This is a genomic window from Sodalis sp. RH24 (assembly GCF_047324145.1).
Lineage (GTDB): Bacteria > Pseudomonadota > Gammaproteobacteria > Enterobacterales > Enterobacteriaceae > Acerihabitans.
In genome coordinates this window covers 3,367,108-3,382,828 of sequence record NZ_CP178729.1, presented here as the reverse complement: position 1 = coordinate 3,382,828, position 15,721 = coordinate 3,367,108, and the positions used below count along the sequence as shown (strand labels likewise).

The window sequence follows — 15,721 nt, the reverse complement described above, 5'->3', positions numbered from 1 at the left end:
GCCAGGGTAAAAAAACGTGCCGGCCGGGGTATTATTCGTCCGAGCGTTCTTCCCATGAGCGGGCGCGCTCAACCGCTTTTTGCCAGCCGCTATAGCGAACGTTGCGTTCCACCGTTTCAATGCTTGGGCGGAATTCTCGCTCGATAATCGCCTTGCTCCTGACCTCCTCCAAATCGCTCCAGAAGCCTACCGCCAGGCCGGCCAGATACGCCGCGCCCAGTGCGGTCACTTCCCGTACTTCGGGACGCTCGACGCGGGTGCCGAGGATATCGGACTGGAACTGCATCAGGAAATTATTGGCCACGGCGCCGCCGTCAACCCGCAGGGACTGCAGGCGGGCGCCGGAATCGGCCTGCATGGCGTCAAGAAGATCGCGGGTCTGGAAGGCGATGGATTCCAACGTGGCGCGAATAATATGATTCGCATTAACGCCGCGGGTCAAACCGAATATCGCGCCGCGCGCATAGGGATCCCAATATGGCGCGCCCAGGCCGGTGAACGCCGGCACCACGTACACCCCGTTGGTATCCTTCACCTTGCTGGCGAAATACTCCGAATCGGTGGCGTCGCTTATCAGTTTCATTTCGTCGCGCAGCCACTGGATGGCGGCGCCGGCAACAAACACCGCGCCCTCCAGGGCGTAATTGACTTCCCCACGCGGTCCGCAGGCGATGGTGGTCAGCAGGCCGTGTTTCGATTGCACCGCCTTGGTGCCGGTATTCATCAGCAGGAAGCAGCCGGTGCCGTAGGTATTCTTGGCCATACCCGGCTGGACGCACAGCTGTCCGAACAGCGCGGCTTGCTGATCGCCGGCAATACCGGCGATGGGAATACGGGTCCCGCCTTTACCGCCGATATTGGTCTGGCCGTACACTTCGGACGAGGGACGGACCTCGGGCAGCATGGAGCGGGGAATATCCAGGATTTCCAGCAGCTTGTCGTCCCATTGCAGGTTATGGATGTCATACAGCATGGTACGGGAGGCGTTGGTATAGTCGGTAACGTGCACGCGACCCTGGGTCATGCGCCAGATAAGCCACGTATCTATGGTGCCGAACAGCAGTTCGCCGCGTTTGGCGCGTTCCCGGGCGCCCTCGACATTATCCAGGATCCATTTCACCTTGGTGCCCGAGAAATAGGGATCGATAACCAGCCCGGTGGTTTTGCGTACGTACTCCTCATGGCCATCGCGTTTAAGCTTTTCACACATATCCGAAGTACGGCGGCACTGCCAGACGATGGCGTTGTAAACAGGCTTGCCGGATTCCTTATCCCAGACCACCGCCGTTTCACGCTGGTTGGTAATGCCGATGCCCGCGATCTGGTCGGAGCGGATGTCGGCTTTAGCCAGCACTTCCACCAGTGTCGAGCTTTGCGATGCCCAAATTTCCATCGGGTCGTGCTCTACCCAGCCTGGTTTGGGATAAATCTGGGTGAATTCGCGCTGCGAAACGCTGACGATATTGGCGTCATGATCCATGACAATGGCGCGTGAGCTGGTCGTTCCCTGATCGAGAGCCACAATATATTTTTTATCTGATGACATAATAGATTCCTGCAAAAGTTAACATTGGCACAGTAAGCATTACGCTTTGCGTTCGGATTTTGCTGTGTTTGCCGAGCGGGTCTCTTCCAAACCATCCTCGATAATATTAGAAGGAAGGTAAGGGCTGATCAGCGAGCGATAGATAAAGGCGCCAAGGCAGCCGCCGATGATCGGTGCAATCAGCGGCACCAGGAAGTAGGGAATTTCACGGCCGCCGGTAAAGGCTACCTTGCCCCAGCCCATCAGGTAGGCGAATACCTTGGGACCGAAATCACGGGCGGGGTTAAGGGCGAACCCGGTCAACGGCCCCATGGATGCGCCGATGACCGCGATAAGGATACCGATCAGCAGCGGCGCCAGCGGGCCGCGGGGAATGCCATTGCCGTCGTCGGTCAAGGCCAGGATCAGGCATAACAGAATGGCGGTAATCACCGTTTCCACTAAAAACGCCTGGATCACGGAAATATGCGGGTTAGGATAGGTTGAGAATACCCCGGCCAGCTGGAGGCTTTCCACGCTGCCGCGGACCATATGGTTTGCCTGCTCGAAGTCGATGAACAGGTTGTAGTAAAGACCGTAGACCACCGCTGCGCCGCAGAAGGCGCCGAGCATTTGCGCAACGATGTAGGGCACCACCTTGCGGCGCTCGAAATTGGCGAACAGCCATAGCGCGATGGACACCGCGGGGCTGAGATGCGCGCCGGAAACGGCGGCGGTAAGATAAACCGCCATGGCGACGCCAAAGCCCCAGATGATACTGATTTCCCATTGGCCGAAGCTGGCGCCGGCCAGCTTCAGTGCGGCAACGCAGCCGGCGCCGAAGAAAATCAGCAAGGCGGTGCCCAGAAATTCAGCGATACATTGGCCTTTCAGTGTTGGAGTTTTTTGTTGGCTCATAATCTTTTCCTGCTGGCGAAAAGTGGGGTAGCAGTGGTGGACATGTCTGCTTACCGAATCAAATCTTACCTAGTAAGGCATGTAGGTATGTTGTAAATTTATCGTTAACGAGCAGAAACGAGAAATATCGAAATCAAATTGTGTGCAGTACGTCATAAAAATGAGCGTATTCGCTTAATTTAGGCTGTTATGGGCAAAATTTCTGTGTGCTGGCTATCACCTTTTTTAACAAAATGTGTTAATTGCTAAAACGAGCATCTCATCGCCGGCAAAACTTTCCGCTGCACGTTGGGTTCATAGCGTACAATAACCGACTCATTCGGCCGTTTAGACGATTGCGGCTGGACACTGGGGGAGGCGCTACATAAAATCCCCTCTCCAGGCTGTACCCGGGGCAATGTGATACGCGCCTGTAGCGGTGCTGACGCCAAGACGATTTAAGGGCTACACGCCGGCGTGTAGCTCCCATTCATGATTACACCTTGTAGGCTTAAGGGGGCTGAAATGGCTTTTGAAGTATTTGAAAAATTAGAAGCGAAGGTACAGCAGGCGATAGATACCATCACGCTGTTGCAAATGGAAATTGAAGAATTGAAAGAGAAGAATAACAGTCTGGCTCAGGAAATTCAGCAAGCGTCCAGCAACCGCGAGTCGCTGGTTAACGAAAATGAGCAGTTGAAGCAGGAGCAGGGCGTGTGGCAAGAGCGTTTACGCGCATTGCTCAGTAAGATGGAGGAAGTGTAACGCCGGCTTGCGGGCAACAACAAGGGCGATGCCAGATCGCCCTTTTGCGCGTTGCCGCCAATTACTCGAGATCTAGCGCGTCTTCCGACAGGATAATACCGGTATTGTCGGCGTAAAGATGATCGCCGGAAAAGAAGGTTACCCCGCCAAAATTGACCCGGATATCGCTCTCGCCTATGCCTTCGCTCGCGGCGCCGGCAGGCGTGGCGGCCATGGCCTGGATGCCTAGGTCAAGCTCTTCAAGATCGTCCACCTGGCGCACCGCGCCGTAAACCACGATACCTTCCCACTCGTTTTGCACCGCAAGCGTGCCCAGCTCGGCATTAATCAGCGCGCGCCTGACCGACCCGCCGCCATCAACGACCAACACGCGGCCAAGGCCGTTTTCTTCAAGCACGTCATAAAGCAAACCATTATCCTCGAAACATTTCACGGTAACGATTTGCCCGCCAAACGATGTCCTCCCGCCGAAATTGCTGAAGAGAGGTTCGACAACATTCACGTCTTCATGATAAATGTCGCATAGTTCTGAAGTATCGTATTTCATAGGATTTACGTCGGTTTGCCGCTGGAGCGGAAAGTATATCGCGTTCTCGCGCCAGTTGCCAAAACCATCAATTGTTAACTTGATGCGCGTCAGAAAACGTTTAGCTAAACAGCAGCCCCACGGCAAACAGGATATTGATCAGCAGCGCGCATTTTACGGTTTTTTCCAGCATGGGACGGATGCCTGACGGGTCTGGCTCGTGCAGGACATAACGCGCCTGCATATACAGCGCCGGCACGGCCAGGGCGAACAGCCAGCCTACCAGGTTGCGCAACTCAAGCAGGGTGAAAACGGCCAGGCACAACACCGCGCACGCCAGCAGGCCCGCATGGTAATAACGCGCCCGCAGCGGCCCGAGACGCACCGCGAGCGTGTTCTTCCCGGTCAGGCGATCGGATTCGATATCCCGCAGGTTATTGATATTCAACACGGCGGCCGCCAATAGTCCACAGGCGGTGGCCGGTAGCATCACGATGGTATGGAAGGCGCCGGTTTGCAGATAATAGCTGCCGCCGACGCTGAGCCAGCCGAAAAAAATCAGCACCGACAGATCGCCCAAGCCCATATAACCGTAGGGGCGCGTACCCATGGTATAAGTAATGGCGGCGATAATCGACAGTACGCCGAGGGCCAGGAAACCCAGGATATCGGCGGGTTTTTCGCAGGCCACGGCAATAAGCGTTGCGCCGGAAATCAGCGAAAGGGCGATGGCGATAATCAACGCCAGTTTCATCTGCCCGCGGGAGATAACGCCCATCTGCATACCGCGCAGCGGCCCGATGCGGCCGTGATCGTCGCTGCCTTTCACTGAATCGCCATAATCGTTGGCCAGATTGGACAGGATTTGCAGCAGCGCGGCGGTAAGCAGCGCCAGCAGCGCGACGCCGGGTTTAAAATGGCCTTGCCAGCCGGCAATCGCCGAGCCGGTGACGATAGAGGCCAGCGCCAGCGGCAGCGTGCGCAGGCGCAGGCTGACCATCCAGGCTTTGGTCGGGCTGATGGTGACGGTTTCGCTCATAATTAACGAATCTTATGTGTAATACCCGGTTTTGGCAAAAAAAAACGGGAGGCCGGAGCCTCCCATTGCGGATGTCGTTTACCCCTTGGCGCTTACAGGATAAATCGGCTCAAATCTTCGTCAGATATTAGCTCATCCAGATGGCTACGAACATAATCTGCATCAATTGAAATTGTTTTACCATCCCATTCGCTGGCGTCATAGGAAATATCTTCCATCAGGCGCTCAAGCACGGTATGCAGGCGACGGGCGCCGATATTCTCGGTGCGTTCGTTGACCTGCCAGGCGGCCTCGGCGATGCGTCGGATGCCGTCGGCGGTAAATTCGATGCTGACGCCTTCGGTGGCCATCAGCGCTTTGTACTGAATCGTCAGGGAAGCGCTGGGTTCGGTCAGGATACGCTCGAAATCGTTGGTCGTCAGGGCTTCAAGCGCGACGCGGATCGGCAGCCGGCCTTGCAGCTCCGGAATCAAATCGGACGGGCTGGACACCTGGAACGCGCCGGAGGCGATAAACAGGATATGGTCGGTTTTTACCATGCCGTGTTTCGTCGAGACGGTACAGCCTTCCACCAACGGCAGTAAATCCCGTTGCACGCCCTCGCGGGAGACATCCGGGCCGGACGTTTCGCCGCGTTTGCAGATTTTATCAATTTCATCGATAAATACGATGCCGTGCTGTTCGACGGCTTCGATAGCCAGCTCTTTCAGCTCTTCCGGATTGACCAGCTTTGCCGCCTCTTCCTCGACCAGCAGCTTCAGCGCTTCCTTGATTTTAATCTTGCGTGGTTTTTGTTTTTGCCCGGCCAGGTTTTTGAACATCGATTGCAGCTGATTGGTCATCTCCTCCATTCCCGGAGGCGCCATAATCTCGACGCCCATCGGCGCGGCGGCCAGGTTTATCTCGATCTCTTTATCGTCCAGCTGGCCTTCGCGCAGCTTTTTACGGAAATTCTGACGCGCCGCCGACGGTTCGGCGGTCTCCTCCGGCTGGCCCCAATTATTTTTCGGCAGCGGGATCAGCACATCCAGCACGCGTTCTTCCGCTAATTCTTCGGCGCGCTGGCGGTTTTTATCCATGGATTGCAGGCGCACCATTTTTACCGCCGCGTCGGTGAGATCGCGGATGATTGAATCCACTTCTTTGCCGACGTAACCGACTTCGGTAAATTTAGTGGCTTCCACCTTGATAAACGGCGCGTTGGCCAGTTTTGCCAGACGGCGGGCGATTTCTGTTTTACCGACGCCGGTCGGGCCGATCATCAGGATATTTTTTGGCGTCACTTCATGACGCAATGCTTCGTCCAGCTGCATGCGGCGCCAGCGATTGCGCAGCGCGATGGCAACCGCGCGTTTTGCATTATGCTGTCCGATAATATAGTCGTCGAGTTCGCTGACGATTTCGCGTGGAGTCATCTCAGACATTTTCAGGCTCCTTCACTTTGGAGGTGATTTCTTTAATCGTGTGGAATTGATTGGTGTAAATGCAGATGTCTCCCGCGATCGTCAATGCTTTCTCCACGATATCCCGCGCGCCAAGCTCGGTGTTATCAAGCAAGGCGCGCGCGGCGGCCTGGGCATACGGCCCGCCGGAACCAATGGCGATCAGATCGTCTTCCGGCTGTATAACATCGCCATTGCCGGTAATGATAAGCGACGTCTGTTCATCCGCCACCGCCAGTATGGCCTCCAGCTTGCGTAACATGCGATCCGTACGCCAGTCCTTAGCCAACTCCACGGCCGCCTTGGTCAGATGGCCTTGATGCAGTTCCAGCTTACGCTCGAACAGTTCGAATAAGGTAAAGGCATCCGCGGTGCCGCCGGCAAAACCCGCTATCACTTGATCATGGTAAAGCGTACGGACTTTGCGCACATTCCCTTTCATCACGGTATTACCCAGGGTAGCCTGGCCGTCGCCGCCGATGGCCACACGGCCATTGCGGCGTACGCTTACGATTGTTGTCACGTGCAACCCTCCGGTAACTATAGATTCAAGCGTCTCATAATGAGTATGAGACATATTGAATTTATAGATGGGGTGGGATTAAGGGTTTTCAACCCCCACTGGCAATGGGAATGCAATTTGACACCCCGGACGCGCGTAAATTTTGCAGCGACTTATCGGCGCCGGCGCGGGTGGAATAGGGGCCCAACATGACGCGGTTCCAGCCGCCATTGCTGGTGATCCGGCTTTCAATGCCGCCGAAGGCGAGCTGGGCGCGGATAGACTCGGCCTGATCCATCGCTTTAAACGAACCACACTGGATCAGCCAGCGTTGGGCTTTTTCCGCCGGTTCTTTTTCCGCCTTCGCTTCGGCCTTGGGTTCGGCGCGGGCTTCCGTTTTCGTCTGGGGCGCCGGTTGTATGGCAGTCACCGGCGCCTGATGAGGCTGTTGCACCTGCTGTGCGGCCGGCGCCTGGCGCGGCGGCTGTTGAACCTGCTGTGCGGCCGGCGCCTGGCGCGGCGGCTGTTGCACCTGCTGTGCGGCCGGCGCCTGGCGCGGCGGTTGTTGCACCTGCTGTACGGCCGGCGCCTGGCGCGGCGGCTGTTGCACCTGCTGTGCGGCCGGCGCCTGGCGCGGCGGCTGTTGCACCTGCTGTACGGCCGGCGCCTGGCGCGGCGGCTGTTGCTCAACCGGCGCGGAGAAAACCTGGCGCGGTTGTACCGGCGTGGCGGCAGGCGTTGGACGCGGCGCAGGCGTCGTCTGGAATGATTGCTGGTTCTGCTGGTTACGGGCGTGATTTGCCGCCGACGATTTCACCTGGTCGTTATAAGGCACTTCGTTGAGGTGGGTCGGCTGCTGGCGCATGTCCGCTTGCATCTGCTCAAGCAACTGGCGCTGCTCGTCGGTCAACTGGGCGGGTGTTTGCACCTCGCCGCCCGCGGTGGGCTCGGTAGGCGTTTGCACCCCTATCTGGCGATTTTCCAGCTCTTTAATATAACGCCAACGCTCTTCCGGTTTAGGCGGCAGGCCGTTGCTGGTATGGTTGCCGTGGCTCGGCAGAATGACTGCCTCCTCCGTCTTATTGTGGGCAATAAAGTAGAGACCGCCAATAAACGTAATCAATACGGCAACGGCCAATGCGATCATGGTCTTTGAGATGCCGGAAGAGGTGCGTTTTTTTCGACTGTTGGTTTTTTTGCGCCGCGTGTTTGTCCTTCCACGGCCTACATAGTCTCTTTGTGCCACTGTCGTTTCGCTAAGTTTGAGAAAGTAACCAGCCCGTCATGTTACTGAAGGCAATAATATTTGACCAGCGCCTGTAGTCCTAAAGCGCATTTCGTTTTATGCGGGGCATGGCGGTACTGCCCCGGACGATCAGTTTGCTATCCAATAGCAGGGAGGTATTCGCTACCGCCTGTTGCCTGAGCTGCTGCAAGAGTAACAATAACGCCTCTCGGCCAAGCTGGTAGCTCGGCTGGGCCACGGTAGTCAACGGTGGGTCGCAGAATTTCGCAAGCGTTATATCGTCGAAGCCGACCAGGGACAAATCCCCCGGCACGTCCAGCCCAATTTTCTTCGCCTGGGATAAAACGCCAAACGCTATGATATCACTGTGACAAAAGATAGCAGTAGGCGGATACGTTCGCGAAATTAATGCATTAAGTCCCGCCGCGCCTGCCTCGTAACTCACGTCGCCCTGGATGACAATATGATCTTCGGGCGGGATGCCATGACGTCGCAGCGCCTGAATATACCCCTGTACCCGATAATGACAAAGCATCAGATGCTCCGGGCCGCTAATGCAGGCGATACGCTGGTGGCCAAGGCTGAACAGATAATCCACCGCCTCATAGGCCGCGGTAAGATTATCGATATGCACCGTGGGCAATGCAAGCTCCGGAACAAACTCATTGACCATCACCATCGGCGGCAGGTTTTGCTGCTCTGCGATATCAATGGCAAATGGCGGCTCGGACCCGAGCAGCAACATACCATCTATCTGCCTGGCAATGATCAAATCACTGAAGCTTTTTTTATGTGGGCGCTGGTGGGCGTAGTCGGCAATCAGGACCAGATAGCCGTTTTCATCGGCGGTTTCCTCAATGCCGCGCAGGATTTCAGAGAAAAAGGGATCGCAGATATCCGGCACCAGGGCCAGCAGGTTGCAGGTTTCATTTCGTTTTACCTGGCGGCCGAGAGGCTGCGGGGAATAGCCGACATCGCTTACGGCGAGCTGGACTTTTCTACGCGTGGTGACGGAGACTTTCTCCGGATTCATGAGCGCCCTGGAAACCGTGGCTGTCGACACGCCGGCTTTTTCCGCCACATCCTTCATGGTCGCCAGGCCGGCAAACTTTTTAGATTCCACATCTTTCTCCTGATGTCAGCGCAATAGGCACGTTTTATCGCGCATGTTCCATACGGTGTTCCGGTGCGACCCTCAACACCAGCGCCCGGAAAGATGCCGGCCGCGCGTGGCGGCACGGGACGATCCCAGTGTCCCCTGGCCCGTCTTTTCTATCAGATAGTGCGTTACTTGAGTGACTAAAAAGATCGTTCCGGTACAAACTTTGAATATTATCCGAATGTGATGCGCAAAATACTGATAACCCCGTCAGGATTAAATATCCACCGGATCCACATCCAGCGACCACTTTACCTTGCGCGCCTGGGTCATGGTGCCCACCAGCGGCAGGCTGGCGGCGACCAGTCGTTGCAATTGCGCGCGCGAAGGGTGTTGCAGCAGCAGTTGCCAGCGAAAACGTCCGCCGCGTTTGGGCTGCAGCGCTGGGATAGGTCCCATCAGCCACAGGGACTCATCGCGTAACGGGCTGGCATCCAGCAACTGGCGCAGTCGCTCCAGGAACTGCCTGGCCTGTTGGTTATCGTGGTCTTCCGCCCGAAACAGAATATGGCTGGTAAAGGGCGGCAACAGCACCGTCTGGCGTTCGGCCAGCGCCTGTAGCGCAAAAGCCATATACCCTTCATGCAGTAATACCTGCAATAACGGATGATCGGGATGATGCGTTTGCAAGAACACTTCGCCCGGTTTACCGGCGCGCCCCGCGCGTCCCGAAACCTGGGTATAGAGCTGCGCGAACCGCTCCGCCGAGCGGAAATCGGCCGAAAACAGCGCGCCGTCCACATCCAGCAGCGACACCAGCGTGACGTCCGGGAAATGGTGCCCTTTCGCCAGCATCTGGGTGCCGATTAAAATACGGGCGCCGCCTTTATGCACTTCGGCCAAATGGTGTTCCAACGCGCCTTTGCGCGACGTGGTGTCGCGATCGACACGGGTAATGGGGGTGGTGGGGAATAATGCCGTCAGCGTTTCTTCAAGCTGCTCGGTACCGAGGCCGACCGGCACCAACTGGGTTGAACCGCACTGCGGGCATTGATTGGGGATCGGTCGCTGGCTGTCGCAATGATGGCAACGCATCAGGCGCTGCTGCTGGTGAAGGGTATAATAATGATCGCAGCGCTGGCATTCGGCGATCCAGCCGCATTCGTGGCATAACAGCGCCGGGGCGAAGCCGCGCCGGTTCAGGAACAGCATCACCTGGTTGCCGGCATCAAGATGGGTACGCATTTTTTTCAACAGCGGCTGCGACATGCCGTTGGTCAGCGCCAGTCCCTTCAGATCCTGCAACTGCTGCGTGGCGGGCCTGGCGTTGCCCGCGCGTTTGCCAAGCGTCAGGTTGCGGTATTTTTTCAGTTGGACGTTATACAGCGTTTCCAGCGCGGGCGTCGCCGACCCCAGCACAATGGGAATGTTTTCTTCGCGCGCGCGGAATACCGCCAGGTCGCGGGCATGATAACGCCAGCCCTCGTGTTGTTTATAAGAGCTGTCATGCTCTTCGTCGATAACGATAATGCCCAGGCGGGCAAAGGGCGTAAACAGCGCCGATCGGGTGCCGATGACAATCGCCGTTTCGCCGCTGCGCGCGTTCAGCCAGACCGCCATGCGTTCACTGTCGTTTAAACCGGAATGCAGCACCTCCACCGGCGCGTGAAAGCGTTCACGAAAGCGGGCAATCGTCTGCGGGGTCAGGCCTATTTCCGGCACCAGGATCAGTGCCTGCTTGCCTTTGGCCAGGATATTTTCCAGCACCGTCAAATAGACTTCTGTCTTGCCCGAGCCGGTAACCCCGGCCAGCAGCCAGGCGGCGAACCGATCGTCTTCGCTGCGGATGGCGCCGACGGCGGTGGCCTGTTCGGTATTAAGCCGCAGTCGTTCCCCCTCGACCCGATAACTCTCGCGCCAGTCGCCGACGGCGGCGGGGCTGGAACGTAAATCACTCAACCCCTTGGCGCGCAGGGCCTGCAGCGCGCTGTCGGCCAGCATGAGTTCCCCAACCTGATGCCGGTAGACAGGGCCTTGCAACAGGGCGGCCAGCGCCTGCTGCTGTTTCGGCGCCCGTTTCAGGGTGTCAAGCGCCGTCGCGCGTCCCTGTTCGGTGGCGAACCATTGCCATAACGGCGCCGTTTCCGCCGCTTTGCCCTGGCGAATCAATACCGGCAACGCGTGGAACAGCACTTCCCCGACCGGGTAATGATAATAACCGATGGCCCAGTTCAGAATCCGCCACAGACTTTGCGGGAATAGGGAATGTTCATCAAGCACGTCGGTGATGCTTTTGAGTTTATCCAGCGGCAGTTCGCTTTCTTCGCTGATGCCGGTGACGATGCCGATGGCGTGGCGTTGTCCAAAGGGAACGCGGACGCGCCCACCCACCGCGGGGCGCAGATGGCCGGGCAAAAGATAATCGAACGTGCGTGCCAATGGCACCGGTAGCGCAACGTGAACAACAGGCATCGACTCATCCAGGGTGGAAAAATTGCGCTGATAGTGTACACTGTGTCGCCTTCAATGCACGGATGTGTTTGCAAAGCCCGGCGGCATTCTGTATGATTCGCCGCCTTTGGTGCCATCCGGCATTAGAGAAACTCAACTCCCTTCGCGTGGTGTCCGGCGGAAGAAGACTGGATAGCGACGCGGCCTTACGACGAGGTTTTCCATGAAAAAAGATATCCATCCGAAATACGTAGAAATTACTGCAACCTGTTCTTGCGGTAACGTTATCAAGACCCACTCCACCCTGGGCCACGATTTGACCCTGGACGTTTGCGGCGCCTGCCATCCGTTCTACACCGGTAAACAACGTGTTGTTGATACCGGCGGACGTGTTGATCGCTTTAACAAACGTTTCAGCGTTCCGGTCAGTAAAAAATAATTGCCTGACCGACAGCACAAAAATCACCCAGTGTGACTTTTGCTGTTTAACGAAGCCCCGGCCGCAAGGCTGGGGCTTCGTTTTTTAACGGCAGGAAAAGAACGCGCCCGCCCCGCTGTGTTGATCGCCCTTGATGTTCAAGCCCCCCGCAGAAAAGTGCCGCGCTGGTCGTTACCTTTCTTTCAGCAGCCTGGTAATGCCGCCTTCGCGCCGGATTAACGCATAGAATAATGCGTTGCAGCCATAATTATCCGTGGCTTTAATATCGATATCCGGCTCGTCAAGCAAACGTCTTATCGCCTGGGTATGACCATTGAGGACGGCGCAATGCAACGGGGTCCATCCGTCATTCTGGCGCCTGTTGATCTGGATATTGGGTTTGCGCAACAGAAGGTCCACCAAAACGGTATTGCCTTGGGTCGCGGCATAATGCAGCGCTGTCCAGCCTTCAGCCTGGGCGGAATTGATATCGATGTCCGGCAATGCAATCAAGCGGATAGCGATATCGGTGCGCAACAGGGCCAGCGCGCTTAGCAACGCCGTGTAGCCGAGGCTGTCGGCGCAATCAGCATTAATCCCGGGCGCGGACAGCAGCCGGTGAACGATGGGATCAAGACCGTCCTTGGCCGCGAGTTGCAAGGGGGTACAGCCGTCGTTATCACAACGGTTCACATCAATGCCAGGGGTGGCCAGCAATTGTTGTATCGCCGTTATTTTCCCGGCAAGCATGTCCTTTGCAACATCCGCCGGACCGAGAGTCATGGCGGCATAGTGCAGAGGGGTGGCACCGATATGATCGCCGGCGTTAACGTTAATCTCCCGCCTTGCCAGCAGTAACTCCAGCACGGCGACATGACCGAACGCGGCGGCGCAATGCAGCGCCGTTGAACCGAGATGGTTAACGGCGTGGATATTAACGCCGGGCTGGGCCAGCAGTTGCGCGCTGATAGCGTCATCATTGTTCAGGGCGACAAAATGCAGGGCGCTGAGTCTATTCCGATCGGCGGCATTGACGTCTATTTTCGGCAGCGCAAGCAGTTGTCTGACGATAACGGGATGATGATGCCGGATCGCCTCCATTAACAGCGTCCTGTCATTTTCTGCTTTAGTGAGCGTGGCGATATCCAAGGCCATGGCTTGGCAAAACGGCACTATTCGCGTATTTCCCTGGCAAACTTGGGCAAATATTTGCTGCGCCAGCGCAGTTTTTTCAATGCGCCGAAACGCAAAAAGCGCCTCGTCCCGGTCGATACCGCCCAATCTCATCACATTAAGCAAATCACCCAAGTCCAGGTTGCGGAAAATAGCGGCCTTTATTTCGGATGGCATGGCGGCGAAATCCGGCCCGGAAGGCGGAACGACATTTTTTATCTGGAGGATAGGGCGCGCAGCAAATGCCCGGGCCATGTCCACGCCTTGGCTATGCACGATCGCGCGCCCGGCGAGGGCTTGCGCCTTTTTCTTCACCCGGCCGCCGGGGCGAGACAGTGTTTCCGGCCATGACGTTACCGATTGTATTTTTTTGAGGAAGCGTTGAGGCAACGATATCTCCTGAGAATATGGCAAACGGCGTTGCGTCGAAAATAAGCAGATTGGCGCAGGGGCCCCGGAAATAGGTAAACAAAAAGGATGCATAATGTTAAGCCTATAGGATACAAGGATTTTTATGATAATGGTTACAACAGGGAAATCAGCTTATTTTATCGCGGCTATGCGACGATGGCGGCGTCCCCCGACAGGCACGCAGGGATGGGGTGAATTTATTTTTCTGATTTTGAAGGGCTTTTTTTCATTATTGCGGCCGGCTAGAGTTGGGCGGAGGGTAAAGGGAGCCGCTTATAATGTTAATGCCCGTCAGTTAACGACCAGCAGCGTGCAACGGCACAGGCATTTATGCCAGGCAACGGGGGACGCAGGCAACGATTGCCCGCGCGCGGATGGCGCTAGCGCGAAGCCTTCGCCACGCGCTGTCTTTACCTGGCCGGGGTTAGTATTCCCACGTGTCGGGATTGATGCCCATTTCGCGCATCAGCTCCTTGGCGGCTTCGGGAATTTCGTCGCTACGTTCTTTACGCAGGTCGTTATCGTCTGGCAGCGGCTGGCCGGTAAACGCATGCAGGAACGCCTCGCAAAGCAGTTCGCTATTGGTGGCATGCCGCAGGTTGTTGACCTGGCGCCGGGTTCTTTCGTCGGTCAGGATTTTGAGAACCTTCAGCGGAATGGATACCGTAATTTTTTTTACCTGCTCGCTTTTTTTACCATGTTCAGCATAAGGGCTGACATACTCACCTTTCCATTCCGCCATGGGATACCTTAACTCTCATCAAATGAATATAATATGCTAAAAACGGGCAGATTATGCCGTAACTGTCTGTCTCTCACTACCGTATGCCCGCTTATTTTGCGATTTATCAACTTTTCCTATCACCCCGCCCTCGACCTGGCCTGGCGGCTGCGGTAAAAAGTCAGTTAGATTTTAACACTTAAAACCCGCATAATTTTAGCTGTTATTAATGCATTGCTCAATCTATACGCAAAGAAGTTTAGATGTCCAGATGTATTGACGTCTATCGCCGGGCGGTTTACTCTTTGACCTTCACTCTCACGCACACAGTCAGGATGCGAGTACATGACGCGTAAGCAGGCCACCATCGCAGTTCGCAGCGGGTTAAATAATGATGAACAGTTCGGCTGCGTCGTTCCCCCCATCACCCTTTCCAGCACCTATAACTTTACCGACTTCAATCAACCGCGCGTGCATGATTACTCGAGGCGCGGTAACCCGACCCGGGATGTGGTGCAGCGCGCGTTGGCGGAACTGGAGGGCGGCGCGGGCGCGGTGATGACCAGCAGCGGCATGTCGGCGATACATCTTGTCTGTACCGTATTCCTGCAACCCGGCGATCTGCTGGTGGCGCCGCATGATTGCTACGGCGGCAGCTATCGCCTGTTCGACAGTCTGAGCAAACGCGGCGCGTACCGGGTCAAATTTGTCGATCAGGGGGATGCGGGGGCGTTGCAGGCGGCGCTTGACGAAAAACCCAAGCTGGTACTGATCGAAACGCCCAGCAACCCGCTGCTGCGGGTGGTGGACATCACCGCTATATGCCAGGCCGCCCATCGGGCGGGCGCCCTGTGCGTGGTGGATAATACCTTTATGAGCCCGGCCCTGCAGCAGCCGCTGGCCCTGGGGGCCGATCTGGTGGTGCACTCCTGTACCAAATACCTTAACGGGCACTCCGACGTGGTGGCCGGCACGGTGATAGCCAAGGACGACGCGCTCGCCACCGAGCTTGCCTGGTGGGCCAATAACATCGGCGTGACCGGCGCCGCCTTCGATAGCTATCTTTTGTTGCGCGGCATCCGCACCCTGGCGCCGCGCATACGCCAGCAGCAAAGCAATGCCCTGGATATCGTGACCTATTTGCAACAGCAGCCGCTGGTGAAAAAATTATATTACCCCGGCCTGCCGGACAATGCCGGTCATGAAATCGCCTGTCGCCAGCAAAAAGGGTTCGGCGCCATGCTCAGCTTTGAAGTGAACGGCGATGAATCCGTGCTGCGCCGCTTTTTAGCCAGCCTGGAATTATTTACCCTGGCGGAATCCCTTGGCGGCGTAGAGAGCCTGATTTCCCATGCCGCCACCATGACCCACGCGGGTATGGCGCCTGCGGCACGCGCTGCGGCCGGTATATCGGAAACATTATTGCGGGTGTCCGTCGGCATTGAAGACAGCGAAGATTTAATTGCCGATCTGGAACAGGCTTTCCAGGCGGCGGCGAAGAGGTAG

The 15,721-nt window shown here is 56.6% G+C and carries 14 protein-coding genes; 3 read left to right on the top strand and 11 right to left on the bottom strand.

Annotation, left to right across the window (positions count from 1 at the left end; genetic code table 11):
• Positions 1-31: 31 nt before the first annotated feature.
• Entirely contained in the window at positions 32-1,546 is a 1,515-nt protein-coding gene (gene glpK, locus ACL2XG_RS15340) for a glycerol kinase GlpK (protein WP_410012708.1), read from the bottom strand.
• Between the two features lie 39 nt (positions 1,547-1,585).
• Positions 1,586-2,443: an MIP/aquaporin family protein gene (locus ACL2XG_RS15335; RefSeq protein WP_410012707.1), complete on the bottom strand. Its 858-nt coding sequence runs from the start codon at positions 2,441-2,443 to the stop codon at positions 1,586-1,588.
• Between the two features lie 504 nt (positions 2,444-2,947).
• On the opposite strand from ACL2XG_RS15335, the gene zapB reads away from it, so the two are divergent.
• The gene (zapB, locus tag ACL2XG_RS15330) at positions 2,948-3,187 is read left to right on the top strand and encodes a cell division protein ZapB (protein WP_410012706.1); all 240 of its coding nucleotides are present in this window, start codon (positions 2,948-2,950) and stop codon (positions 3,185-3,187) included.
• A 61-nt stretch (positions 3,188-3,248) separates the two neighbouring features.
• Here the strand turns inward: zapB and rraA are convergent, their stop codons facing one another.
• The 7 genes from rraA to priA all read right to left on the bottom strand — a co-directional run bounded on the left by rraA (position 3,249) and on the right by priA (position 11,513).
• Entirely contained in the window at positions 3,249-3,734 is a 486-nt protein-coding gene (gene rraA, locus ACL2XG_RS15325) for a ribonuclease E activity regulator RraA (RefSeq protein WP_162367566.1), read from the bottom strand.
• Between the two features lie 100 nt (positions 3,735-3,834).
• Positions 3,835-4,752 (bottom strand): 1,4-dihydroxy-2-naphthoate polyprenyltransferase, encoded by a 918-nt coding sequence (locus tag ACL2XG_RS15320; RefSeq protein WP_413721809.1) that lies wholly within the window; start codon positions 4,750-4,752, stop codon positions 3,835-3,837.
• A 92-nt stretch (positions 4,753-4,844) separates the two neighbouring features.
• The gene (gene hslU, locus ACL2XG_RS15315) at positions 4,845-6,176 is read right to left on the bottom strand and encodes an HslU--HslV peptidase ATPase subunit (protein WP_410012704.1); all 1,332 of its coding nucleotides are present in this window, start codon (positions 6,174-6,176) and stop codon (positions 4,845-4,847) included.
• Positions 6,169-6,717: an ATP-dependent protease subunit HslV gene (hslV, locus tag ACL2XG_RS15310; protein WP_410012703.1), complete on the bottom strand. Its 549-nt coding sequence runs from the start codon at positions 6,715-6,717 to the stop codon at positions 6,169-6,171. The genes hslU and hslV overlap by 8 nt, the downstream gene beginning before the upstream one ends.
• 88 nt (positions 6,718-6,805) lie before the next feature.
• A complete protein-coding gene (ftsN, locus tag ACL2XG_RS15305; protein WP_410012702.1) occupies positions 6,806-7,942 on the bottom strand; it encodes a cell division protein FtsN in 1,137 nt (378 codons plus the stop codon).
• Between the two features lie 79 nt (positions 7,943-8,021).
• A complete protein-coding gene (cytR, locus tag ACL2XG_RS15300) occupies positions 8,022-9,065 on the bottom strand; it encodes a DNA-binding transcriptional regulator CytR (RefSeq protein ID WP_410012701.1) in 1,044 nt (347 codons plus the stop codon).
• 252 nt (positions 9,066-9,317) lie between these two features.
• Positions 9,318-11,513 carry a primosomal protein N' gene (gene priA, locus ACL2XG_RS15295; RefSeq protein WP_410012700.1) on the bottom strand — a complete coding sequence of 732 codons (2,196 nt, stop codon included), beginning with the start codon at positions 11,511-11,513 and terminating at the stop codon, positions 9,318-9,320.
• A gap of 202 nt (positions 11,514-11,715) precedes the next feature.
• Here priA and rpmE point away from each other — a divergent pair, with 202 nt between their 5' ends.
• Complete coding sequence (rpmE, locus tag ACL2XG_RS15290; protein ID WP_162367573.1) at positions 11,716-11,931, top strand: 50S ribosomal protein L31; 216 nt, start codon at positions 11,716-11,718, stop codon at positions 11,929-11,931.
• A 171-nt stretch (positions 11,932-12,102) separates the two neighbouring features.
• Here the strand turns inward: rpmE and ACL2XG_RS15285 are convergent, their stop codons facing one another.
• Positions 12,103-13,260 carry an ankyrin repeat domain-containing protein gene (locus ACL2XG_RS15285; protein WP_410012699.1) on the bottom strand — a complete coding sequence of 386 codons (1,158 nt, stop codon included), beginning with the start codon at positions 13,258-13,260 and terminating at the stop codon, positions 12,103-12,105.
• A gap of 658 nt (positions 13,261-13,918) precedes the next feature.
• A complete protein-coding gene (gene metJ / locus ACL2XG_RS15280; protein WP_410012698.1) occupies positions 13,919-14,236 on the bottom strand; it encodes a met regulon transcriptional regulator MetJ in 318 nt (105 codons plus the stop codon).
• Positions 14,237-14,560: 324 nt separating this feature from the next.
• Between metJ and metB the strand changes: the two genes are divergently transcribed.
• Positions 14,561-15,721 (top strand): cystathionine gamma-synthase, encoded by a 1,161-nt coding sequence (gene metB / locus ACL2XG_RS15275; protein WP_413721810.1) that lies wholly within the window; start codon positions 14,561-14,563, stop codon positions 15,719-15,721.

Bases quoted from the DNA above. Each gene is read 5' to 3' on its own strand.
- rraA (WP_162367566.1), bottom strand. From the start codon at position 3,734: ATGAAATACGATACTTCAGAACTATGCGACATTTATCATGAAGACGTG.
- rpmE (WP_162367573.1), top strand. From the start codon at position 11,716: ATGAAAAAAGATATCCATCCGAAATACGTAGAAATTACTGCAACCTGT.
- ACL2XG_RS15335 (WP_410012707.1), bottom strand. From the start codon at position 2,443: ATGAGCCAACAAAAAACTCCAACACTGAAAGGCCAATGTATCGCTGAA.
- priA (WP_410012700.1), bottom strand. From the start codon at position 11,513: ATGCCTGTTGTTCACGTTGCGCTACCGGTGCCATTGGCACGCACGTTC.
- glpK (WP_410012708.1), bottom strand. From the start codon at position 1,546: ATGTCATCAGATAAAAAATATATTGTGGCTCTCGATCAGGGAACGACC.
- hslU (WP_410012704.1), bottom strand. From the start codon at position 6,176: ATGTCTGAGATGACTCCACGCGAAATCGTCAGCGAACTCGACGACTAT.
- metJ (WP_410012698.1), bottom strand. From the start codon at position 14,236: ATGGCGGAATGGAAAGGTGAGTATGTCAGCCCTTATGCTGAACATGGT.
- zapB (WP_410012706.1), top strand. From the start codon at position 2,948: ATGGCTTTTGAAGTATTTGAAAAATTAGAAGCGAAGGTACAGCAGGCG.
- metB (WP_413721810.1), top strand. From the start codon at position 14,561: ATGACGCGTAAGCAGGCCACCATCGCAGTTCGCAGCGGGTTAAATAAT.
- ACL2XG_RS15285 (WP_410012699.1), bottom strand. From the start codon at position 13,260: ATGCCATCCGAAATAAAGGCCGCTATTTTCCGCAACCTGGACTTGGGT.
- ACL2XG_RS15320 (WP_413721809.1), bottom strand. From the start codon at position 4,752: ATGAGCGAAACCGTCACCATCAGCCCGACCAAAGCCTGGATGGTCAGC.